Raw genomic sequence first — 21918 nt, 5'->3', positions numbered from 1 at the left:
TGCTACTCGACCTTTGGGTCCGGATCGAAAAGAAATGTAGAGATCTTTATACGAATCCCTGCATGTCATGCCCGCGCGCCAGCCGGGTCGTTGCGGCCCGCGGATGCTTGTACGCGCATCGAACCCGCCGCGCCGACGCGTCAAATCGGCACAACGTCGCGCATCGTCACGCGATCCACTCGGCCCACAGCATCGTCAGCACCGTCATCAGCGCGGGGCCGACGAACAGCCCGATCAGGCCGAACGTCTCGGCGCCGCCGAGGATGCCGAACAGCACGAGCAGGAACGGCAGCCGCGTGGAGCCGCCGATCAGCACCGGCCGCACGAAATGCTCGGCGACGAACACGACGACGAAACCGAGCACGGCCACCACGACGGCCCACACCGTCGCACCCTGCACGAACAGCCAGAGCGCCGCGCCGCAGAACACGATCGGCGCGCAGAACGGCAGCATCGCGGCGATCGCCGTGACGAGGCCGAGCAGCGCCGCATGCGGGACGCCGGCCAGCGCATACGCGATGCCGAGCAGCGCACCCTCGCCGAGCCCGACGACGACGAGCCCCGTCACCGTGCCGTACACGGCCTTGACCATCCGGTCGATCAGTTCCGCGCCGTTGTGCCCGAACGCGCGCCGCGCGCCCTGCAGCAATGCGCCCGACAGCTTGTGGCCCGCGCGCAGGATCACGAACAGCGTGACGAGCATGAAGCCGAATTCGAGCAGCACATGCGCGACCTTCGTGCCGAACTGCCGCCCGAACGCGAGGAATTTCTCGCTGTTGACGCTGTGCATCGCGCTGGCCGCATGCAGCGGATGGCCGAGACTGGCCTGCCACCATTCGGTGATCTGCGCCGAGCCGTAAGGCAGCCGGCTGACGACGTCCGGCAACGGAATGCCGCTGTCCTGGACCGACTTCAGCCACTCGCGCAGGTCGTGCGCCTGCCCGATCGCCTGGATGGTCGCAACCGCGACCGGCAGCACGACGAGCAATGAGATCGCGGCCGTGATGACGGCCGCGATCAGCGTCGGCCGGTCACGGAACAGCCGGTGCGATTCGAAGCATTTGAGCAGCGGCCACATCGCGATGGCGATCACGCAGGCCCATGCGATGGCGGGAATGAAGTCGCGGATGATCCACAGCGCGAGCACCAGCAGCGCCGCATACAGCACGGCGCGGGCAATCTGCTGCGCGCGCGGCCGTGCGGCGGAGTCGTGAGACGACGGGACATGTGCGCCCATGGCACCTCTGTCGAAATGAAAAATGGCGGTTCGCGCAGGCAACCGGCCTGCATGAACCGCCATTCTATCCATCGGCGCCGGATCGGCGACGCGCAAGATGCGCGCCCCGTGCCGTCAACGCGGCTCAGGCCGCCTTGTCGGCGATCCGGTAGCGCTCGAGCCAGTGCGCGTACGGCGCGGGCAGCGTCCACGACGGACGCTCGACGCCGAGCTGCCTGGCCGCGTAGTACGGCCAGTGCGGATCGGCCAGATGCGCGCGCCCGACCATCACGAGATCGAGCTGCGCTTCCGCCACCACGCGGTTCGCCAGTTGCGGCGTGTCGATCCCCCATGCGGACGACACCGGCAGCCCGGCCTCGCGGCGCACGCGCTCGGCGATCGGCGCGAGGAACGCCGGGCCCCACGGAATCTGCGCGGCGGGCGTCGAGAAACCGACCGACACGCTCAGCATGTCGAGCCCTTCCCGCTTCATCCGCTGCGTGAGCGCGATCGACTCGGCGAGCGTCTCTTCGTCGCGGCCGTCGTATTCGATCACGCCCAGGCGCGCGGTCAGCGGCAGGTGCTCGGGCCAGACCTTGCGCACGGCTGCGAGCGTGTCGACGAGGAAGCGGCCGCGATTCTCGGCCGAGCCGCCATATTCGTCGGTGCGGTGGTTCGAATGCACCGAGAAGAAGCTCTGGCCGAGATAACCGTGCGCAAAGTGCAACTCGAGCCATTCGAAGCCGAGATCGCGCGCACGCTTCGCCGATGCGACGAAATCGGCCTGCACGCGGGCGATGGCGTCGTGCGTCATTTCACGCGGCACTTTCGGGAGGTGCGCGCCGAACGGCACGGCCGACGGGGCGATGGTCTGCCAGCCGCGCGGGTCGCCTTCGGCGATATGGTCGTCGCCTTCCCACGGGCGGTTCGCGCTCGCCTTGCGGCCCGCATGCGCGATCTGGATGCCGGGCACTGCACCGGCTGCCTTGATCGCCGCGACCGACGGCGCGAATGCTTCGGCCTGCGCATCGGTCCACAGCCCCGCGCAACCCGGCGTGATGCGCCCTTCCGGCGACACGGCCGTCGCCTCGGCGATCACGAGGCCCGCGCCGCCGCGCGCGATGCCGGCCAGATGCACATGATGCCAGTCGTTGACGACGCCGTCCTCGGCGACGTACTGGCACATCGGCGGCACCGCGATACGGTTGCGCAGCGTGACATCCTTGAGTTTGAACGGTTCGAACAGGGCAGACATCCACGGCTCCTTTGCTTGGTTCTGCAAAACGACGGGAAACGCGCCGTGCGGTGCGCACGACGGAACGATTCGGGCCGTCGCCGGACGGCTCGCGCCCGGCGACGGATACGGTGCGGCGCCGGCCCGGCCGGCGCCATCGGCTCAACGGTGGCCGAGTTGCGCGAGCAGCGCCTCGGCGGCGGGCGCCGACGACGCGGGGTTCTGCCCCGTGATCAGCAGCCCGTCGGTGACGATGTGCGGCGCCCAGTCGGCGCTGCGTTCGAATTGCGCGCCGTTGGTCTTCAGCATGTCCTCGACGAGGAACGGCACGACTTCCGTCAGTTCGACGGCCGCTTCCTCGCTGTTGGTGAAGCCCGTCACGCGCTTGCCGCGCACGACCGATTCGCCGGTCTGCGGATTCTTCACGTGACGCAGCACGCCCGGCGCGTGGCAGACGGCCGCCACCGGCTTGCCGGCCGCCAGCGCGCGTTCGATCAGGCCGATCGAATGCAGATCCTCGGCGAGATCCCACAGCGGGCCATGGCCGCCCGGGTAGAACACGGCGTCGTAGTCGTCCACGGACACGTCGGCCAGCTTGCGCGTCGACGCCAGTTCGGCCTTGGCCGCCGCATCGGCTTCAAAGCGGCGCGTCGCGTCGGTCTGGGCGGCCGGATCGCTGCTTTTCGGGTCGAGCGGCGGCTGGCCGCCCTTCGGCGATGCGAGCGTCAGCTCGACGCCCGCATCCTTGAACGCGTAGTACGGCGCGGCCAGTTCCTCGAGCCAGAAGCCGGTCTTCTTGCCGGTGTCGCCGAGCGTGTCGTGCGAGGTCAGGACAACCAGAATCTTCATGATCGGACACTCCTTCGAAAAGTTGATGGGAACGGGGCCGCATGATCCAAAAACCGGCCGACGCGGCGCGCCTGTCCGTTAGTCAGTTGTGACGCATCATCGTGCGACCCGCGTATCCGAATGCAGTACGCGTCTATTAGACCAGTCGTCTAGAACATTCGAAAATAAAACGACGGCGTCTCGCCGCGCTACCAGCACCACAGCGCGAGATGGCATTTTCGCGCCTTGCTTGCATGCGCCCCGGACGTCGCCGCATTCACGAGGACGGATGATAGTCGCGGATTAGACCGGTCGTCTAGTAAATGGCCAATCATCCCTGCCGTCGTCATGGGCTTTCTCGAGGGGCGCGATCCGTCAGTGTCCGCAGGTGCTCGCGCCCCTCGCCTTCATCGCGCCGGCTGGTCGCGCAACGGACCGTCGGTGTCGCCCGCCTCGATTGCCGGCGCCTCGAGCCGGTGCTCGCGCACGCCGTCGCCCAGCAGGCGCAGCATCAGTTCCGCGAGCGAGCGCCCGGACGCGTGGCCGGTCGGCTGCACGACCGCCGTCACGCGATGCGGGTGCGCGAGGCCCGGCGGCACGCCGTCGTAGACGATCAGCGACATGTCCTCGCCCAGGCGCAGCCCGCTGTCCACCAGCGCCCGAAACGCGCCGCCGCCCGCGATATTGTTGTCGACCAGCAGCGCCGTCGGCCGCTCGGCGCGCGCGAGCAGCGCCCGCACCGCCTGCAACCCGCCGTCGTGCGTGAACGGGCACTCGACGAGCAGCGCCGGGTCCGGCTCGATGCCGGCTTCGCGCAGGGCCGACAGATAGCCTGCACGGCGCTGCGCGGCGAAATTCAGCGCAAGCGGCGCGCTGATCATCGCAATGCGCCGGTGCCCGAAACCCGTCAGCCGGCGCACCGCGTCCCGCGCGCCCGCTTCGTTGTCGAAGTCGAACCACGCGTACGGCTCGGCCATCCGGGTCCGGCCGTAGGCCACGTACGGAAACGCGCTCGCCTGCAGGTACGCGATGCGCGGATCGTCGACCAGCGTGCGCGCGACGATCAGGCCGTCGACGAGTTTGCCTTCGACGATGCGCCGATAGGTGTCCAGTTCCGCGTTCGGCCGCGCCGACGCGATGATGAAATCGAGATTGCGTTCCGCGAGCCGCTCGGTGATGCCCGCGACGACCTCGCCGAAACGCGGATCGCCGAGGTCGCCCGCGCCGAACGGATAAACGATCCCGATCATGTCGGCCCGACCGGTCGCCAGCCGGCGCGCGGTCGGATCGGCCACGTAGCCCATTTCCCGTGCCGCCCGCGCCACGCGCTCGCGCGTCGCCTCGCTGACGTCGTCGTAACCGTTCAGCGCGCGGCTGACCGTCGTCCGCGACAGCCCGAGCGCGTCCGACAGCGCCTTCAGATTCACCTTCACCGTCACTCCTCGCATTCGCCGATCCGCCCGGCCGCCCGAACACCGGGATGCACCGGCCGGGTAATTATTTCCAATTGGTAACGATTACCGTCAAATAAATATCTTTTGCGTTCCAAACCGGTTTGAAATAGCATCCAAACCGGTTTGGACATCGATGCCCACTCAGCCGTTCACTTTCACCTTGCCAGGGAACAACGACGAGATGACATACTTTCCCCTTTTCCGCCCGATCGCGACCAAACGTTTGCTCCTCGCTGGCGGCGCACTTGCCGCCTTCGCGTCCGTCGCGCACGCGCAGTCCAGCGGCACGGGCGCGCCCGTGCCCACGCCCCATACGCAGCAGGCCTACGATCCCGAAGGCAACTTCACGATGCGCTGGACGCGTGCGGACATCCGCCAGATCGTCGCGCAGTCGCACACCGCCGGCGCCGACAAGAACTCGCTGCCGCAAGCGCTGACGATGCCGGACATCCCGCAGGATTTCCCGCTGATCAACTCGAACGTGTGGGTGTGGGACACGTGGCCGCTGGCCGACCTGCGCGCGAACCAGCTCAGCTACAAGGGCTGGGAGGTGATCTTCTCGCTCACCGCCGATCCGCACGCGGGCTACACGTTCGACGACCGTCACGTCCACGCCCGCATCGGCTTCTTCTATCGCCGCGCGGGCATCCCCGCATCGCAGCGCCCCGCCAACGGCGGCTGGACCTGGGGCGGCCACCTGTTCCCGGACGGCGCGAGCGCCAAGGTATTCGGCACCGCACCGATGACCAACAACGCCGAATGGTCGGGCTCCGCGCGCCTCACGAACGGCAGCAACGTCAGCCTGTACTACACGGCGACGTCGTTCAACCGCTCGGCACCCGGCGGCGCGGACATCACGCCGCCGCAGGCGATCATCACGCGCGCCGACGGCAACATCCACGCCGACAACACGCACGTGTGGTTCACCGGCTTCGACAATCACAAGCCGTTGCTGCAACCGGACGGCAACTACTACCAGACCGGCCAGCAGAACACCTACTTCTCGTTCCGCGATCCGTTCGTGTTCACCGACCCCGCGCATCCGGGCAAGACCTACATGGTGTTCGAAGGCAACACCGGCGGCCCGCGCGGCGCACGCACCTGCACCGAGGCCGATCTCGGCTATGCACCGAACGATCCGAACCGCGAAGATCTCAACGCGGTGATGAATTCGGGCGCAGTGTATCAAAAGGCCAACGTCGGCCTCGCGGTCGCGACGAACCCGCAACTGACCGAGTGGAAGTTCCTGCCGCCGATCCTGTCGGCGAACTGCGTCGACGACCAGACCGAGCGCCCGCAGATTTACCTGAAGGACGGCAAGTACTACCTGTTCACGATCAGCCACCGCACGACGATGGCGGCCGGCGTCGACGGCCCGGACGGCGTGTACGGTTTCGTCGGCAACGGCATCCGCAGCGACTTCCTGCCGCTGAACGGCGGCAGCGGCCTCGTGCTCGGCAACCCGACCGACTTCTCCGCACCGGCCGGCGCACCGTATTCGCAGGATCCGAACCAGAACCCGCGCGAATTCCAGTCGTATTCGCACTACGTGATGCCGGGCGGGCTCGTCGAGTCGTTCATCGATGCGATCGGCCCGCGTCGCGGCGGCACGCTCGCGCCGACGGTGAAGGTGAACATCAACGGCACGTCGACGGCGGTCGACCGCACGTATGGCCGCGGCGGCCTCGGCGGCTACGGCGACATTCCGGCGAACCTGCCCGCGACGGGCGCCGGACACAACGACGGCAACAGCCAGTGAAGTCGGGATAACCAACCATAACAATCATCGATAAAGGCACGGGGTTAGGGAGGCGCATATCGCGCGTGTCGCGTGCGCGCCTCCGCTTTTTTCCTTCCATCCATTGCGCGCACCGCCGTCGAAAGCGGCAGGCGCCCTTCTTTCCCGCCTTGCACGGCGAAGCACGACACCCCGCATGATATCGACGTCTTTTCGCTTTTCCGCCCTGATCGCCCGGTTGCTGCTCGCCTGCGTGGCCACCCAGGCCGCTGCCGCGCCTTGCCACGCGCCGGCTGACGACGGCACCCCGCAATGGCGACCCGCGCTCCATTACACGCCGCAGCGCAACTGGATGAACGACCCGAACGGGCTCGTCTACGACAACGGCCGCTATCACCTGTTCTACCAATACAATCCGCTCGGCAACGACTGGGGCAACATGTCGTGGGGCCACGCGACGAGCACCGATCTCGTCCACTGGCGCGAGCAGCCGGTCGCGATGCGCGCGAACGCGACGGAGGAAATCTTCTCCGGCTCGATCGTCGCCGATACGCTGAACACGTCCGGTCTCGGCACACCGGGCCACACGCCGCTCGTCGCGCTTTATACGAGTGTCTACAAACCCGGCTCGGGTCACGCACCCGGCATACAGGCGCAGTCGCTCGCGTACAGCCTCGATCAGGGCACGACCTGGCAGCCGTATGCGCACAACCCGGTGCTGACGCTCGATCCGGAATCGAAGCAATTTCGCGACCCGAAAGTGTCGTGGTATGCGCCGGGCGGCTACTGGCTGATGACGACGGTCGTCGCCGATGCGCACGTCGTGAAGCTCTATCGCTCGGACGACCTGATCCACTGGAATTTCCTGAGCGACTTCACGCGGCCGGGCGTGCCGCACGACGGCGCGCTGTGGGAAATGCCCGACCTCGTGCCGCTGCCGCTCGACGGCGACCCCGCACAAACACGGTGGGTCATGATCGTCAACGTCAACCCGTGGTCGATCGCCGGCGGCTCGGGCGCGATGTATTTCGTCGGCCACTTCGACGGCCGCACGTTTACGCCGGATCGCGTCGCCCCCGCCGGTTCCGATCCCGCGCAATTCCACTGGGTCGACCATGGCGCGGATTTCTACGCAGCCGGCACCTTCTCGGGCGCACCCGGCTCACGACCGGTCGCGATCGCGTGGATGAGCAACTGGGATTACGCGGCGAAAGTGCCAACTACACCGTGGCGCGGCGCGATGACCCTGCCGCGTGAACTCTCGCTGAAAACGATCGACGGCGAACCGACGCTCGTCGTCGCGCCGGCCGCCGCGTTCGACGCATGGGCGGACGGACGGCCCGCCGTGCACGAAGGCGACCTGACGGTCGATTCCGCGACACGCGAGTTGTCTCCCGCAACGCGCGGCGCCGTCCAGCGCATCACCGTCACGATCGAGCCGCGGCACGCGGCGCGTGCCGGCCTGATCGTCCGGCGCTCGGCGGACGGCTCGGTCGGCACCCGGATCGTGTACGACACCGTGAAGCGCACGCTGACGCTCGACCGCTCCCGCTCCGGCGAAGCGAATTTCGCCGGCACGTTCAGCCGCGAACACATCGTGGACCTGCCGCTCGAGCACGGGCGGTTGCGGCTCGAGATCGTCGTCGATCGCGGCTCGGTCGAAGTGTTCGCGAACGGCGGCCGCATGGCGCTCACCGACCTGATCTTCCCGCCGCCCGACGCGGACCGCGTCGCCGTGTTCGCCGAGCACGGCCGCGCGACGTTCTCCGGGCTCACGGTGACGCAGCTCGAAGCCGGCGGCGACAGGCATGGCGCCTGTGCGGCACGATAGAAGCAACGCGCGGACGCGATCCGTCCGCCGGTGACGAAGGCTGTCCGCCCGGCGCAACGCCGGGCGGTTGCAGCCCCCGCCGGGGCTTCGCCGATCAGAGCAAGCCCATCCCGCCCGACGCGATGATCTCCGCGCCGACGATGAACGCGGATTCCGGCGCGCTGAGGTGCAGCACCGTCGACGCGATCTCGTCCGGCGTGCCGAACCGGCCGACCGGCACGAGGCCCTTGATCTTGTCGGCCGTCTCGTCGAGCGTGGCCGCGTCGAGCCCGAGCTTGCCGTAGAGCGGCGTCTGCACGGGCCCCGGGCTCACGACGTTCACGCGCACGCCGTGCGGCAGCAGTTCCGTCGACAGTGTCTTCGCGAACGAATTGACGGCCGCCTTGCTCGCCGCATACACCGACGAGCCGGGCATCCCGATGTGCGCGTTGATCGAGCCGTTGATCACGATCGACGCACCACGGTTCAGCAGCGGCACCAGCGACTGGATCTGGAAATACGCGCCCTTCACGTTGGTGTTGAACACGAGATCCCACATGGCCTCGTCGCTGTCGGCGAACGGCGCGAGTTTCGCGACGCCCGCGTTGATGAACACGGCGTCGAGCCGCGCTCCCGCCGACGCGATCGCATCGGCCAGCGCGCGGGCCGACGCGACGCTGCCGGCCTCGTTGCGGATCGCGAGCGCATCCGCGCCGAGCGTTTGCCGCGCGGCCTCGAGCGTCTGCGCATCGCGCCCGGTGATGATGACCCGCGCGCCTTCGGCCGCGAATGCCCTCGCGGCCGCCAGGCCGATGCCGCTGTTGCCGCCCGTGACGAGGACCGTCTTTCCTTCGAAGCGTTGCATGATGTTCTCCTGTGAACCGGTGAGTTGACCGTGGACACAGGATGCGCGCCGCGCCCGGCCTTGCCGTACGACGGGCGCGACGAACACGTTCGAAATCGTCGAACGTGTTTGCGCGGACGGGTTCGGTCGCGCGGTGCCGCGCCGCGTCAGCCGGCCACGTCGATGCCGTCGAGCAGCCGTTGCGCGAGCCTCGGTTCGCGCAATTGCTCGAGCCACCATTGCAGCGCCCGGCCGTCCCGGTCGCCGTGCCACGCGACATACAGCCGGTTCGGCTCGCGCGGATCGGCCGTCTGTCTTTCCACGAGTTCGCCGCGCGCCAGCAGCGACGCCACGCGCCGGCGCGGCACCCAGCCAACGCCCAGTCCGTCGCGCTGCGCGAGGATCTTCGCGCGCATCGACGGCACCGCCAGCACGGCCTGCCCGCCGAGCAGGCCATACGCACGGCCGGCCGCGCGCCGCGACGAATCGGCGACGACGACCGCCCGGTGCGCGCCGATCGCATCTCGCGTCAATGCGCCGCTCACGGCGGCCAGCGGATGGCGCGGCGATACCGCGAACACCCACTCCATCGCCCCCAGCTCGAACCACTTGAAGCCGGGAATCGCCGGCGGCTCGTTGGTCGCGCCGACCACCAGGTCCGCACGGCCGTCGCGCAGCGCTTCCCAGGTACCACCGAGCACTTCGTGCGTGAAACGCAACGACACGCCCGAATCGAGCGCATCGAATGCGTGGACGACGGGCAACAGCGTGTCGAACTCCAGCACCTCGTCGCTGACGATCCACAGCCGGTCTTCCCAGCCGCTCGCGACCTGCCGCACACGCTGCGTCAGTCGCGCGACGTCCAGCGCCAGCCGCGCCGCCTCGTCGGTCAGCAGCTGTCCGGCCGGCGTGAGCTGCAGCCGGTAGCCGCGCCGGTCGAACAGCAGCGCGTCGAAACGCGTTTCGAGCTGGCGCGCCGCGTGCGACACCGTCGACGGTGCCTTGCCGAGCCGCGCGGCCGCCCGCGACAGGCTGCCGGTGGCGCGGATCGCGTCGAGCAGCGCAAGTTCGTCTTCGGACAGCATGGGGTCGCTCCGGTGTGGGGTTGTCGTGGATCGTAAGGCAGCGGCGGGCCAAGGTCCAATCGGGTGATGCGGGCCGGTCGTGCCGGTCACGCGCGTGTCCCGCCCGGTCGGTTCGGCCGGCCTCCGCGCGATTCCTTGCGCTCCGGCGGCCGCTGCAAGCATCGCGTCACGCCGCCACGCAGCCCGCACCAAACCGCCGCCGGCTTCCGGTATGCTGATTGACTCGAAATCCCGGCAACCGAGGTAACCACTGCGATGGACATCGCGATCCGCATCGAAGGCCGTCACGACCTGACGGGGCAGATCTTCCGGCAACTGCGCACCGCGATCGTCGACGGGCGCCTCGCCGGCGGCGCGCGGCTGCCGTCGACGCGCGACCTCGCGAAACAGCTCGGCGTCTCGCGCAAGACGACGCTCGACGCGTTCGAGCGTCTGGTGGCCGAGGGCTACCTGAATACCCGCGCGGGCGACGGCACGTTCGTCGCCGACGGCCTCGCGCGCGTGCCGCACGCCGCGTCCCTGTCGGCGCCGTCGCTCGTCGACGGCACGCCGCGCGTCGACGCGGTCGATGCGCGCGCGCTGTGGAACGACCTGCCCGACGCGCTCGCGATGCCCGCCCCGCAGGATGCGCCCGCCTTCGACTTCCGCGGCGGCGTGACCGACAAAACGCTGTTCCCGTTCGACGCATGGCGGCGCTGCCTGCATCACGCGCTGCGCCAGCAGATGCGCGGCCCCGCCCAGTATCACGACCCGGCCGGCGATCCGCAGTTGCGCGGCGCGATCGCGCGCTACGTCGGATTCAGCCGCGCGGTCGCATGCAGCTGGGACGACGTGCTCGTCACGCAAGGCGCGCAACAGGCGCTCGACCTGATCGCCCGCGTCGTCGTGCGGCCCGGCGATGTGGTCGCGGTCGAGGATCCCGGCTACCCGCCCGCGCGTGCCGCGTTCGCGTCGCTCGGTGCGACGGTGATCGGCGTGCCGGTCGACGCGCACGGCCTCGTGACGGAACGGTTGCCTGACGACGCGCGCCTCGTCTACGTGACGCCGTCGCATCAGTTCCCGCTCGGGATGCCGATGACGCTGGACCGGCGCGTCGCGCTGCTCGAATGGGCGCAGCGCCGCCGCGCCGTGATCATCGAGGACGATTACGACGGCGAGTTCCGCTTCGAGGGCCGGCCGGTGGAGTCGCTGAAGAGCCTCGACCGCACGGGCCTCGTCGCGTATGTCGGCACCTTCTCGAAGACGATCTTTCCGGAGCTGCGGATCGGCTACACGATTCCGCCGCGCGCGCTGCGCGGCGCGCTGGCCAAGGCGAAGCAGATCGTCGACTGGCACACCGGCACGCTGACGCAGGCGGCGCTCGCCCGCTTCATGCTCGAAGGCGACTTCGCACGGCACCTGAAGCGCGTGCAGAAGCACTACGACGCGCGTCGCAAGATGCTGATCGCGCATCTGCGCGGCGAACTCGCGCCGTGGTTCGACGCGATCGTGCCGACCGCCGGCATCCACCTCGCCGCCCGCCTGAAGCCGGGGCTCGACGAGGCGGCACTCGTCCGCGCCGCCCGCGCGCAGGACATCGGCCTGTACGGTATCTCGGCATTCCACGTCGCCGTGCCGGTCAGTGCCGGGCTGCTGTTCGGCTATGGCGGGATCGACGCGCTGCGCATCGACACGGCGCTTGCGAAGCTCGCCGGCCTGCTGGGTTCGGGCAGCGTCGGCGGCCCGGCACTGGTTACCTGAATTTTCCAGAAATTGGCCATTCAAGCAGGCCAGCTTGCGTCCTAAAGTGGGTCCTGTCGCGCCACCGTGCGCTCCAACCGAAAAAGGACCTGCCATGCAACCGCGCCTGAACTTCTATACCGCCAGCCCGAACGCCATCAAGGTGATGCGCAACGCCGAGGACTTCATCGCGAAAAGCTCGATCGAGAAGCCGCTCGCCGAACTCGTCCGCCTGCGCGCGTCGCAGATCAACGGCTGCGCGTTCTGCGTCGACATGCACACGACCGACGCACGCAAGGACGGCGAAACCGACCGCCGTCTCGCGACCGTCGTCGTGTGGCGCGAAACGCCGTTCTTCACCGAGCGCGAACGCGCGGCGCTGGAATGGACCGAGGCGCTGACGCTGGTGGCCGACAACCACGTGCCCGACGCCGTCTGGGAGGCCGTGAAGCCGCATTTCACCGACGAGGAACTGTTCGACCTGTCGATGCTGATCGCGACGATCAACACGTGGAACCGCTTCGCGATCGCGTTCCGCAAGATGCCCGAGTAAGGAGACGACGATGACGTACGCCACGCTCCGTCGCGCCGTCTTCGGCGCATGGCTCGCGGCCGCGGCCGCGCTGCCGCCGGCCGCCGCCCATGCACACGACACCGGCGACAACGTGCACACGATCATGCAGCAGGCCGTGCCCGAAGCGCCCGGCAAGCTCGCGGTCGTCGCGACCGTCGACTATGCGCCCGGCCAGGCTTCGGAAGCCCATCGGCACCTCGGCTCGGTGTTCGCGGTCGTGTCGAAAGGCGAAGTGCTGTCGCAGGTGAACGGCGGCCCGCTGCACCGCTACCGCGCCGGCGAAGGCTGGTACGAGGCGCCCGGCTCGCGCCACCAGGTGTCGCGCAACGCAAGCGCGACCGAACCCGCGCAGCTCGTCGTGTTCGGGCTGACCGGCGAACACGTGCCGCTGACGTCGCCGATCGATCAGTAAGCGCTTGCGGGGGCGCGTGCCGTTATCGAGGCACGCGCCCCGGCTGCGCGACCGGGTTCGCCGCCGTTTCGCTTACTGAGCCCCGCCGCTCCCCGCCGGTTTTCCCTCGGCGCTTCTCCGCCGTTTCTCCGCCGTTTCTCCGCCGTTTCTCCGCCGTTTCTCCGCCGTTTCTCCGCCGTTTCTCCGCCGTTTCTCCGCCGCTTCCGCATTAGCCGCTCCCTACACTCCGCTACCGGCTTGCCGCACCGCGCCACATCCCGGCCCGCCCGCGCCCCCGTTCGACGCTCGCCTGATCTCGATCAACCCGGTCGAAAACCCTTCCTTGAAATTAACTAACTCATCAATTAGCGTCGATTCCATGAACGCGAAATCCACCGTCGCCAAGCCGCGCGGGCGCCGCCCGTCGGTCGACGATTTCGACCTGCGCGACCACATGCTCGACGTCGCGATGCAGCTGTTCGCCGAACGCGGCATCGCCGCGACGACCGTCGCGCAGATCGCCGCAGCAGCAGGCGTCACGTCGGCGATGGTCCACTACTACTTCACGAATCGCGAGCGGTTGCTCGACGCGATCGTCGAGGAACGGCTCGCACAGGCGATCGCGTTCGTGTGGCGACCGACCGAGCCGCGGATCGACGACGATCCGTTCGCGCTCGTCAGCGAACTCGTCGACCGCTTCTTCGACGTCACGCACCGCATGCCGTGGCTGCCGTCGATCTGGCTGCGCGAGATCGTCCACGAAGGCGGGCTGCTGCGCGAACGGATGGTCCGGCGCATTCCGCTCGATCATGTCGGGCGCTTCGCCGAACGCATCCGCGGCGCGCAGCAGGCCGGCACGCTGAACCCCGCGCTCGAACCCGCGTTCCTGTTCCATTCGATCGTCGCGCTGGTGATGCTGCCGCTCGCGACCGCGAAACTGTGGCAAAGCGCGCGCGGCATGCCGCCGATCGACCGCGACGTGCTGCACCGGCACGTCCGCGCGCTGCTCGGTTCGGGAATGCAGCCGCCCGCCCCCGCGCGTCGCGCACGGGCCCGCTCGCCACGGAGGCCGTCATGAACCCGCCTCGCGCATGGCCGCTGGCGACGGTTGCCGCGGTCGCCGCAGTCGCCGTGCTCGCCGGCTGCGGACGCCCGGCCGACAACGGCACGACTTACCAGGGCTACGTCGAAGGCGAATTCGTGTACCTGTCGTCGTCGCAATCGGGCACGCTGACGCAGTTGGCGGTCGCGCGCGGCCAGACCCTCGCCGCCGGCGTGCCGGCCTTCTCGCTCGAGGCCGTCAGCGAAACCGCCGCGCTGTCGCAGGCGCAGCACCAGCTCGCGGCCGCCCGCGCGCAGCTTGCCGACCTGCAGACGGGCAAGCGCCCGCCGGAAATCGCGGTCACGCAGGCGCAGCTCGCCCAGGCCACCGCGCAGGCCGCGCGAGCCGCCGCGCAACTGGCGCGCGACGAACGCCAGTACGCGGCCGGCGGCCTGTCGAAGCAGCAGCTCGACGATTCGCGCACGTCCGCGCAAACCACCGCCGCGCAGATGCGCGAACTGCAGAAACAGGTCGACGTCGCGCGCCTGCCGGGCCGCGCGCAGCAGGTCGCCGCGCAGGCCGCGCAGGTCGACGCCGCGCAGGCGGCCGTGGCCGAAGCGCAGTGGAAGCTCGACCAGAAGCGCGTCGCCGCCCCCGCCGCCGGGCGCGTGTACGACACGCTGTACCGTGTCGGCGAATGGGTGCAGGCAGGCAATCCGGTCGTGCAGATGCTGCCGCCGCAAAACCTGAAGGTACGCTTCTTCGTCCCCGAAGCCGCCATCGCATCGCTCGCGCCGGGGCGCACCGTCGCGATCCACTGCGACGGCTGTGCGGCCGACGTGCCCGCGCACATCACCTACGTGTCGAGCGAGGCCGAATACACGCCGCCCGTGATCTACAGCAACGAGAGCCGGACCAAGCTCGTGTTCATGATCGAGGCGCGCCCGGCCGTGGCCGACGCGCCGAAGCTGCATCCGGGCCAGCCCGTCGCCGTGAGGGTGCCGTGAACACGCCCTCCGCCCCGTACGCGATCGACGTCGATCGCCTGAACAAGCATTTCGGCGACAAGCATGTCGTGAAGGACGTGTCGCTGCGCGTCGCGCGCGGCGAGATCTTCGGCTTTCTCGGTCCGAACGGCAGCGGCAAGACCACGTCGATCCGGATGATGTGCGGGTTGCTCACGCCCGACTCGGGCAGCGGCACCTGCCTCGGCTACGACATCGTGCGCGACAGCGCGCAGATCAAACGACGCGTCGGTTACATGACGCAACGCTTCTCGTACTGGGAAGACTTGTCGATCCGCGAGAACCTCGATTTCGTCGCGCGCGTGTACGGGATGCCCGACCGCAAGGCGGCCGTCGCGCGCGCCCTCGACGGGCTCGGCCTCGCGAGCCGCGCCGACCAGCTCACGGGCGCGCTGTCGGGCGGCTGGAAGCAGCGCCTCGCGCTGGCCGCCTGCATGCTGCACGAGCCGGCCCTGCTGCTGCTCGACGAGCCCACGGCTGGCGTCGACCCGGCCGCGCGCCGCGACTTCTGGGAAGAACTGCACCGGCTGGCCGCCCAGGGAATTTCGGTGCTCGTCAGCACGCACTACATGGACGAAGCCGAACGCTGCCACAAGCTCGCGTATATCGCGTACGGCGAGTTGCTCGCGCAGGGCACGTCGGCGGAGATCATCGCGTCGCAGGGGCTCGCGACCCGCGCGATCACCGGCGGGCACCTGGCCGAACTGTCCGCGCGACTGCGCACGATGCCGGGCGTCGACCAGACGGTCGTGTTCGGTTCGGCGCTGCACGTGAGCGGCCGCGATCGCGCGCGGCTCGACGCGACGCTCGCGCAGGTCGCGGCGCAGGCCGGCGGGCCCGCCGCGCTGCAGGTCGCGCCGATCGACACCGGCCTCGAGGACGTGTTCATCTACATGATGGGCCGCGCATCCGCGCCGCCCGGCGGAGCGTCGTCATGAACGCGTGGGCACGCTTGCGCGACGCGTTCTCGGTCGCGCGCTGGTGGAGCATCGTGCTGAAGGAATTCCTGCAGCTGCGCCGCGACCGCGTGACGTTCGCGATGATCGTCGGCGTGCCGATCATCCAGCTCGCGCTGTTCGGCTTCGCGATCAACACCGATCCGAAGCACCTGCCGACCGCGGTGATCGTCGCCGACGCGAGCCCGTTCGCGCGGAGCTTCGTCGCCGCGATGCGCAACTCCGCGTACTTCGACATCGTCGAGACGCTGCCCGACGAAGCGGCCGGCCAGCGTGCGCTCGCGCGCGGCGACGTGCTGTTCGTATTGAACGTGCCGGCCGATTTCTCACGCCGGCTGCTGCGCGGCGAACGTCCGTCGCTGCTCGTCGAGGCGGACGCGACCGATCCCGTCGCGACCGCGTCGGCGATCGGCGCGCTCGCCGGCCTCGTGCAGCCGGTCGTGGACAAGGACCTGACCGGCCCGCTCGCGCACCTGAACGGCCGGCCGGCCGCCTTCGACGTCGTGCTGCACCGGCTCTACAACCCCGAGGGCATCACGCAGTACAACGTCGTGCCGGGCCTGATGGGCGTGATCCTGACGATGACGATGGTGATGATGACGGGCCTCGCGATCACGCGCGAACGCGAGCGCGGCACGATGGAGAACCTGCTCGCGACGCCCGTGCGGCCGCTCGAGGTGATGACGGGCAAGATCGTCCCGTACGTGCTGATCGGGCTGATCCAGGTGTCGATCATTCTCGCGGCCGCCCGCTTCGTGTTCGAGGTGCCGTTCGTCGGCGGCGCGTTCGCGATCTACCTGTCCGCGCTGCTGTTCATCGCCGCGAACCTGACCGTCGGCATCACGCTGTCGTCGCTCGCGCAGAACCAGTTGCAGGCGATGCAGCTCGCGGTGTTCTACTTCCTGCCGAACATCCTGCTGTCGGGTTTCATGTTCCCGTTCGCCGGGATGCCGAAGTGGGCGCAGTTCATCGGCAACCTGCTGCCGCTCACCTACTTCAACCGCCTCGTGCGCGGCATCCTGCTGAAAGGGAACGGCTGGAACGACCTGTGGCCGTCCGTGTGGCCGGTCGCGTTGTTCACCGTCGTCGTGATGGGCATCGCGTTGCGCTTCTACCGGCGCACGCTCGACTAGGCACCGCACGATGAAACCGGCTTCGCGTCGCCCCCTCCACGCCACCCGCTGCTGCACGCTGGCCGCTGCCGTGCTGCTCGTCGCCGGATGCGCGGTCGGGCCGGATTTCCACGCGCCGGATGCGCCCGCCACGCAGCGCTACACGCGCGGCGAACCGCCGACGACGACGGCCGCCGCCGCCGGCCCGGCAGGCGACGGTCAGACGTTCGCATCGGCCGAACACACTCCGCAGCACTGGTGGACGCAGTTCGGCTCCGAACCGTTGAACCGGCTCGTCGATACCGCTTGGCGCAACAGCCCGACGCTTGCCGAAGCCCGCGCGCGGCTCGACGAAGCGCGCCAGAACCATGCGGCGGAAGCCGGCGCGACGATGCTGCCGAAAGTCGATGCGAGCGTGTCCGCGACGCGCGAGCAGGTCGACACGACCGCGTTCGGCCTGCCGGCCAGCGTGCCGAAGCCGGGGCCGTTCACGCTTTATGACGCGTCGGTGAGCGTGTCGTACGTGCTCGACGTGTTCGGCGGCAACCGGCGCGCGCTCGAGGCGTTGCGCGCGCAGGTCGACTATCAGGCCTATACGCTCGACGCCGCGCGCCTGACGCTCGCGGGTAACGTCGTCGCCACCGCGATCCTGCGCGCGTCGCTCGCGCAGCAGGTCGCGCTTACGCGGCAGCTGATCGACGCGCAGACGCGGCAGTTGCGCATCGTCGAAGCGCGTTTCGCTGCCGGTGGCGTATCGCAGGCCGATGTGCATGCGCAGCGCGCGTTGCTCGCGCAGACGCAGGCGTCACTGCCGCCGCTCGCGACCCGCCTCGCGCAGTCCGGCCATCGGCTCGCGATCCTGCTCGGCGCGCCGCCCTCCGATGCGATGCTGCCCGACCTCACGCTGGATACGCTCGCGCTGCCTCGCACGCTGCCCGTTGCGCTGCCGTCGACGCTCGCACGCGAACGGCCCGACATCCGCGCCGCCGAAGCCGTGCTGCACCAGGCGAGCGCGAACGTCGGCGTGGCCACCGCGAACCTGTATCCGCGCTTTTCGGTTTCGGCGGGGATCGGCTCGGAGCGCACACGTATCGCGGATATCGTCAGCGGGCTCAATGTATGGAATGTCGGTCTCGGTCTCACGCAGCCACTCTTTCACGGCGGTGAACTGCGTGCGAGGAAACGCGCGGCCGAAGCGGCATACGACGCCGCGTTCGCGAGTTACCGGGAAACCGTGCTCGAGGCGCTGCAGCAGGTAGCCGACGCGATGCGCGCGGTCGAGCACGATGCTGCCGAGCTGCGGGCGAGAGACACCGCTGCGCAGGAAGCGGCGGCCAGCAATTCGATTGCCGGCGACCGTTACGCGGCGGGCGGAATCAGCACGTTCGACCTGCTCGACGCGCAGCGGCAGGCACTGCAGACGGCGCTCGACCGTACCCGCGCACAGGCCGACCGGCTTGCCGATACGGCGGCGCTGTTTCAGGCGCTCGCGGGAAGCTGGATGGATGATGCGGCGGAGTGAGTGCGCGGTGGAGGCTCAATGCGGCGATCGAAGCGGAGCGATCGCGCGACGCGGGCTTGACCCAGCGATAGAAACGGAGCGATCACGCATGCGGGCTCGACGCAGCGGTAGAAGCGGAGTGATCGCGCGGTGCGCGGGCTTGACGCAGCGATCGAAGCAGAGCAATCGCGCATGCAGGCTCGACGCAGCGATAGAAGCGGAATGATGGCGCGGTAAGGGTTTGACGCAGCGATCGCGGCGCGACATTCGCCCGAATTGCGCAGCCATGAAAAAACCGGCCCGAAGGCCGGTTTTCATACCGCATGCCGCAAGCAGCGCTTGCGCGCCGCGCGACATTAGAAGCGGTGGATCATGCCGACGCCGACGCCGATCTGGTTCTGCTTCGAACCTGCGCCCACGCCGTCGCCGATCGACGTCGTTGCGGCGATGATGCCGCCCGTCGGGGTCAGCGTGTTACCGCTGGAGTGCTGGTAAGCCTCAACTGCGTACAGGCCCGTGCGCTTCGACAGGCTGTAGTACTGCGACACCGTGACCTGGTGGTACTTGGCCGAGCTCGTGATGCCATTCGACTGCGTTGCCGCCGTGTACGAGTAGCCTGCCGCGAAGTCCCACTGAGCGACCGGCTTCCAGTGCAGCACGGCGCCAGCCGTGTTGAAGATCGCCGTGTTCTTGAAACCCGAACCCGTGCCCGGAATGTATTGAACGTTCGAGTACGACGCCGAAATGTCCCACGCCGGCGAGAACTGGTAGCCAGCCGTGACGGCCAGGCGCTGTTGCGACTGTGCGAACTGGTAGCCATTGTTGATCGACGAAACTGCCGGCTCGACACCGTTGGTGCCGGCTGCGTTCAGGCCGTTCTGCACCGTCGAGTTCGCGCCCCACGCGCCGCCGCCGAGCGTCGCGTTGTTGACTCGCTGGTAGCCGACGGCGATGCCTGCCGGGCCGTTCAGGTACTGGATCGCCGCGCTCCACGTCGAGCCGCGGTTCGTCGCGCCTGCGACGCCGCCGAATGAGTACGAACCGCCGACCGTGAAGCCGTAGAACTTCGGCGACATGTAGACGAGCGAGTTGTTCGCGCGGTAGCTGGTATCCAGCGAATCGATATCGCCCGGGTGCGCGCCGTAGTAACCGGTCAGCCAGGTCGTCGGGCTGTACGGCGACAGCAGCGTGTAGTACGCGGTGTACTGGCGACCGGCCGTCAGCGTACCGTACGTATTGTTGGTCAGGCCAACCCACGCCTGACGCGTGAAGATGCCGTTGGTCCATTGCGACGAACCGTTAGCCGTGTTGACGCCGGCTTCCAACTGGAAAATCGCCTTCGTGCCGCCGCCGAGATCTTCGCTGCCCTTCAGGCCGAAGCGGCTGCCTGCCCACACGCCGGTGGACATCTGCACCTTCGAGTGACCACCCGTGGTCGCGCCGACTGCCGACGAGTTGTTTTGGTATGCGATACCGTTATCGACGATACCGTACAGGGTCACGCTGCTCTGTGCGTGGGCGGCGGTAGCGGCTGCAAGGCCCGCTGCCGTCATGGCGAAAGCGACGCGCTTTTTCATTGATTCTCCGTCCTCAAAGAATGATTTCTTTTCTGGTGTGGTTTTATGACTGACACATGTGCGAGTACATGCCGACGCGATTCTGACGGATTACCAATCATTTCCCAACATGTGCAGTCGGTCATCGTATGATCGACGCAACGCACGGGTTCACCAAGCAGTTACATAACACCTGAAAACGCTTACGCAGCGGGCCTTTCCGGCATTTCCCGGTGAAAACCCTAGCTTTACATTTTTACGGGTGCAACACGACCGTCGGATGTTGTCAGATGCCTTCGGCGAAATACATCTTACAAATGCGCGACCGCGGCCGACGCCACGATTCACGCCGCCGCGAAGGATCGCTGACGTTCATGACACCCACGTTTCGCGAAACGAAATAATGAAAACGTTTTTAGACGATGCGGGAGAACCGGCCCGGCGAACGCGGGCCGAGGGGCGACGCCGGCACCTGTCGCGCCGGCATCGTTCGGTGTGTGTCAGCGGGTGACCGGCTGCACGAGATGCGCGCTCACGGCATCGGAAAGCGCGGTCATGCGCGCGCGAATCGCCGTGTTCGATCCGACCAGCGCGAGCGACGACGCCATGATCCGGTAGACGCGCTTTCTCGGCACCTTGGCCGGCTTCGCCGGATCGAGCCATGCGTCATGGCCGGCCAGCAGCTCGAGCGTTTCGAGGCCGATCATGATCGGCCACAGGCATGCCAGCCGCAGCCGAACGAAGCGGCGCGGGATCGCAACGGTATACAGGCACGCGTCGCGATACTGGTCCAGCGTCACGCGCAGCAGGTCGACCAGCACGCCGCGCGCACGCGCCGACGCATCGGGCAACATCAGGTCGGCGACGCTCAGCCCGTGCGCGCCCAGCACATCGTCGGGCAGGTAGCAGCGGCCGATGCGCAGGTCCTTCGCGCAGTCGCGCAGGATGTTGGTCATCTGCAGCGCCTTGCCGAAGCGGATGCCCTTCTCGACCATGTCCGGCAGGCTCCAGCCGCGCGCGGCCGGCGTGTGCATGCCCGTCATGTCGGTCCAGAACTCGCCCACGCAGCCGGCGACGAGATAGGTGTAGCGGTCGAGTTCGTCGCGCGTTCGCAGCGACGCGACCCGCCCCGATTGCTCGTCGGGGAACGTGCGCAGGTCGAATACCATCCCCGCCGTCAGCGTTGCGACGACCTTGCGGATCGACGCGCGATCGGCGTCCGGCTGCGCGCGCAGCAGCGCGAGCATCGGCTCCATCGAGCCGAGCAGCACGTGCTCGTGCGAATCGGTCTGCATCCGCGTCACGTCCTCGAGCGCACGCGACAGCGCGACGCCGTCGCCGAGCTGCTCGACCTCGTCGCGCAGCTCGGTCAGCAATGCCGCCCGGCGATCGGGCGCGACGAGCGCCGTATCGGCGATCGTGTCGGCCGCGCGCGCAAGCAGGTACGCGAGGCCGACCGGGTCGCGCATGCCGTCGGGCAGCACGCGCAGCGTCAGGTAGAAGGAGCGGGAAACGTTCTTCAGCAGGTCGCCGAGCAGGTAGGCGGAATCGGTTCGAGTCGTCATGGGTCGGGAAAAATCGGCCGGCGCGCGCCCCGGACGCACACGGGCGCCGGGCGCCCGCGCCGGCCCGCGAGTCGCCGCATCGTCGCGCCAGGCGGGCGTCCGGCCCGGCACGGCGATGCAAAATTCCCGCAAGTTTAGTGCATCCGGCACACGGCCTGCCCGGGACGGCCGGAATGTGTCATCCGTCGGGCCGCCGTCAACCGCCCCGCCGCGTACATCGCACCCCAAAAACAGGAAACGGAAAGGCCGAAGTAATACATATGTAATT

General features: G+C 68.4%; 18 protein-coding genes. 10 read left to right on the top strand and 8 right to left on the bottom strand.

Going from position 1 to position 21918, the window contains the following annotated elements; genetic code table 11:
- Positions 1–166: 166 nt before the first annotated feature.
- The 4 genes from AB3K92_RS14790 to AB3K92_RS14775 form a co-directional block, all read right to left on the bottom strand.
- Positions 167–1237 carry an AI-2E family transporter gene (locus tag AB3K92_RS14790; protein WP_369465336.1) on the bottom strand — a complete coding sequence of 357 codons (1071 nt, stop codon included), beginning with the start codon at positions 1235–1237 and terminating at the stop codon, positions 167–169.
- A 124-nt stretch (positions 1238–1361) separates the two neighbouring features.
- On the bottom strand, positions 1362–2471 hold the full coding sequence (locus AB3K92_RS14785) for an NADH:flavin oxidoreductase/NADH oxidase (RefSeq protein ID WP_369465335.1): 1110 nt from the start codon (positions 2469–2471) through the stop codon (positions 1362–1364).
- 141 nt (positions 2472–2612) lie between these two features.
- On the bottom strand, positions 2613–3299 hold the full coding sequence (locus AB3K92_RS14780) for a type 1 glutamine amidotransferase domain-containing protein (RefSeq protein WP_048023143.1): 687 nt from the start codon (positions 3297–3299) through the stop codon (positions 2613–2615).
- A gap of 386 nt (positions 3300–3685) precedes the next feature.
- Positions 3686–4726, bottom strand: coding sequence for a substrate-binding domain-containing protein (locus AB3K92_RS14775; protein WP_059492301.1), 1041 nt, complete (start codon positions 4724–4726; stop codon positions 3686–3688).
- Positions 4727–4913: 187 nt separating this feature from the next.
- Here AB3K92_RS14775 and AB3K92_RS14770 point away from each other — a divergent pair, with 187 nt between their 5' ends.
- Positions 4914–6491: a glycoside hydrolase family 68 protein gene (locus tag AB3K92_RS14770; RefSeq protein ID WP_369465334.1), complete on the top strand. Its 1578-nt coding sequence runs from the start codon at positions 4914–4916 to the stop codon at positions 6489–6491.
- 175 nt (positions 6492–6666) lie between these two features.
- Positions 6667–8301: a glycoside hydrolase family 32 protein gene (locus AB3K92_RS14765; RefSeq protein WP_369465333.1), complete on the top strand. Its 1635-nt coding sequence runs from the start codon at positions 6667–6669 to the stop codon at positions 8299–8301.
- 94 nt (positions 8302–8395) lie between these two features.
- Here the strand turns inward: AB3K92_RS14765 and AB3K92_RS14760 are convergent, their stop codons facing one another.
- Both AB3K92_RS14760 and AB3K92_RS14755 read right to left on the bottom strand, forming a co-directional pair.
- Positions 8396–9145, bottom strand: a complete 750-nt coding sequence (locus tag AB3K92_RS14760) for an SDR family oxidoreductase (RefSeq protein ID WP_021159252.1) — start codon at positions 9143–9145, stop codon at positions 8396–8398.
- 146 nt (positions 9146–9291) lie between these two features.
- Complete coding sequence (locus AB3K92_RS14755) at positions 9292–10209, bottom strand: LysR family transcriptional regulator (RefSeq protein WP_021159253.1); 918 nt, start codon at positions 10207–10209, stop codon at positions 9292–9294.
- A gap of 255 nt (positions 10210–10464) precedes the next feature.
- Here AB3K92_RS14755 and AB3K92_RS14750 point away from each other — a divergent pair, with 255 nt between their 5' ends.
- From AB3K92_RS14750 to AB3K92_RS14715, 8 genes are all read left to right on the top strand, one after another.
- Positions 10465–11949, top strand: coding sequence for a PLP-dependent aminotransferase family protein (locus AB3K92_RS14750; protein WP_369465332.1), 1485 nt, complete (start codon positions 10465–10467; stop codon positions 11947–11949).
- A 94-nt stretch (positions 11950–12043) separates the two neighbouring features.
- On the top strand, positions 12044–12481 hold the full coding sequence (locus AB3K92_RS14745; RefSeq protein WP_021159255.1) for a carboxymuconolactone decarboxylase family protein: 438 nt from the start codon (positions 12044–12046) through the stop codon (positions 12479–12481).
- A gap of 10 nt (positions 12482–12491) precedes the next feature.
- Positions 12492–12914 carry a cupin domain-containing protein gene (locus tag AB3K92_RS14740; RefSeq protein ID WP_060071719.1) on the top strand — a complete coding sequence of 141 codons (423 nt, stop codon included), beginning with the start codon at positions 12492–12494 and terminating at the stop codon, positions 12912–12914.
- A 358-nt stretch (positions 12915–13272) separates the two neighbouring features.
- A complete protein-coding gene (locus AB3K92_RS14735; protein ID WP_369465331.1) occupies positions 13273–13971 on the top strand; it encodes a TetR/AcrR family transcriptional regulator in 699 nt (232 codons plus the stop codon).
- The gene (locus tag AB3K92_RS14730; RefSeq protein WP_369465330.1) at positions 13968–14942 is read left to right on the top strand and encodes an HlyD family secretion protein; all 975 of its coding nucleotides are present in this window, start codon (positions 13968–13970) and stop codon (positions 14940–14942) included. Before AB3K92_RS14735 ends, AB3K92_RS14730 begins: the two co-directional genes overlap by 4 nt.
- On the top strand, positions 14939–15898 hold the full coding sequence (locus AB3K92_RS14725) for an ABC transporter ATP-binding protein (protein WP_369465329.1): 960 nt from the start codon (positions 14939–14941) through the stop codon (positions 15896–15898). The genes AB3K92_RS14730 and AB3K92_RS14725 overlap by 4 nt, the downstream gene beginning before the upstream one ends.
- A complete protein-coding gene (locus AB3K92_RS14720; protein WP_369465328.1) occupies positions 15895–17049 on the top strand; it encodes an ABC transporter permease in 1155 nt (384 codons plus the stop codon). The genes AB3K92_RS14725 and AB3K92_RS14720 overlap by 4 nt, the downstream gene beginning before the upstream one ends.
- Before the next feature lie 10 nt (positions 17050–17059).
- A complete protein-coding gene (locus tag AB3K92_RS14715) occupies positions 17060–18550 on the top strand; it encodes an efflux transporter outer membrane subunit (RefSeq protein WP_369465327.1) in 1491 nt (496 codons plus the stop codon).
- Between the two features lie 335 nt (positions 18551–18885).
- Here AB3K92_RS14715 and AB3K92_RS14710 read toward each other — a convergent pair whose 3' ends face one another.
- Positions 18886–20106: a porin gene (locus AB3K92_RS14710; RefSeq protein ID WP_021159262.1), complete on the bottom strand. Its 1221-nt coding sequence runs from the start codon at positions 20104–20106 to the stop codon at positions 18886–18888.
- 479 nt (positions 20107–20585) lie between these two features.
- Positions 20586–21650: a squalene/phytoene synthase family protein gene (locus AB3K92_RS14705; RefSeq protein WP_060231969.1), complete on the bottom strand. Its 1065-nt coding sequence runs from the start codon at positions 21648–21650 to the stop codon at positions 20586–20588.
- Between the last annotated feature and the right edge of the window lie 268 nt (positions 21651–21918).

The sequence above is a fragment of the Burkholderia sp. Bmkn7 genome (assembly GCF_041103175.1).
Classification (GTDB): Bacteria; Pseudomonadota; Gammaproteobacteria; order Burkholderiales; family Burkholderiaceae; genus Burkholderia; species Burkholderia cepacia.
The sequence above is the reverse complement of the archived record's forward strand: the minus strand, read 5'-3'. Positions and strand labels throughout refer to the sequence as shown.

Excerpts from the sequence above, each read along its gene's own strand:
- AB3K92_RS14790 (WP_369465336.1), bottom strand. The coding sequence starts at position 1,237 with ATGGGCGCACATGTCCCGTCGTCTCACGACTCCGCCGCACGGCCGCGC.
- AB3K92_RS14785 (WP_369465335.1), bottom strand. The coding sequence starts at position 2,471 with ATGTCTGCCCTGTTCGAACCGTTCAAACTCAAGGATGTCACGCTGCGC.
- AB3K92_RS14780 (WP_048023143.1), bottom strand. The coding sequence starts at position 3,299 with ATGAAGATTCTGGTTGTCCTGACCTCGCACGACACGCTCGGCGACACC.
- AB3K92_RS14775 (WP_059492301.1), bottom strand. The coding sequence starts at position 4,726 with ATGCGAGGAGTGACGGTGAAGGTGAATCTGAAGGCGCTGTCGGACGCG.
- AB3K92_RS14770 (WP_369465334.1), top strand. The coding sequence starts at position 4,914 with ATGACATACTTTCCCCTTTTCCGCCCGATCGCGACCAAACGTTTGCTC.
- AB3K92_RS14765 (WP_369465333.1), top strand. The coding sequence starts at position 6,667 with ATGATATCGACGTCTTTTCGCTTTTCCGCCCTGATCGCCCGGTTGCTG.
- AB3K92_RS14760 (WP_021159252.1), bottom strand. The coding sequence starts at position 9,145 with ATGCAACGCTTCGAAGGAAAGACGGTCCTCGTCACGGGCGGCAACAGC.
- AB3K92_RS14755 (WP_021159253.1), bottom strand. The coding sequence starts at position 10,209 with ATGCTGTCCGAAGACGAACTTGCGCTGCTCGACGCGATCCGCGCCACC.
- AB3K92_RS14750 (WP_369465332.1), top strand. The coding sequence starts at position 10,465 with ATGGACATCGCGATCCGCATCGAAGGCCGTCACGACCTGACGGGGCAG.
- AB3K92_RS14745 (WP_021159255.1), top strand. The coding sequence starts at position 12,044 with ATGCAACCGCGCCTGAACTTCTATACCGCCAGCCCGAACGCCATCAAG.
- AB3K92_RS14740 (WP_060071719.1), top strand. The coding sequence starts at position 12,492 with ATGACGTACGCCACGCTCCGTCGCGCCGTCTTCGGCGCATGGCTCGCG.
- AB3K92_RS14735 (WP_369465331.1), top strand. The coding sequence starts at position 13,273 with ATGAACGCGAAATCCACCGTCGCCAAGCCGCGCGGGCGCCGCCCGTCG.
- AB3K92_RS14730 (WP_369465330.1), top strand. The coding sequence starts at position 13,968 with ATGAACCCGCCTCGCGCATGGCCGCTGGCGACGGTTGCCGCGGTCGCC.
- AB3K92_RS14720 (WP_369465328.1), top strand. The coding sequence starts at position 15,895 with ATGAACGCGTGGGCACGCTTGCGCGACGCGTTCTCGGTCGCGCGCTGG.
- AB3K92_RS14715 (WP_369465327.1), top strand. The coding sequence starts at position 17,060 with ATGAAACCGGCTTCGCGTCGCCCCCTCCACGCCACCCGCTGCTGCACG.
- AB3K92_RS14710 (WP_021159262.1), bottom strand. The coding sequence starts at position 20,106 with ATGAAAAAGCGCGTCGCTTTCGCCATGACGGCAGCGGGCCTTGCAGCC.
- AB3K92_RS14705 (WP_060231969.1), bottom strand. The coding sequence starts at position 21,650 with ATGACGACTCGAACCGATTCCGCCTACCTGCTCGGCGACCTGCTGAAG.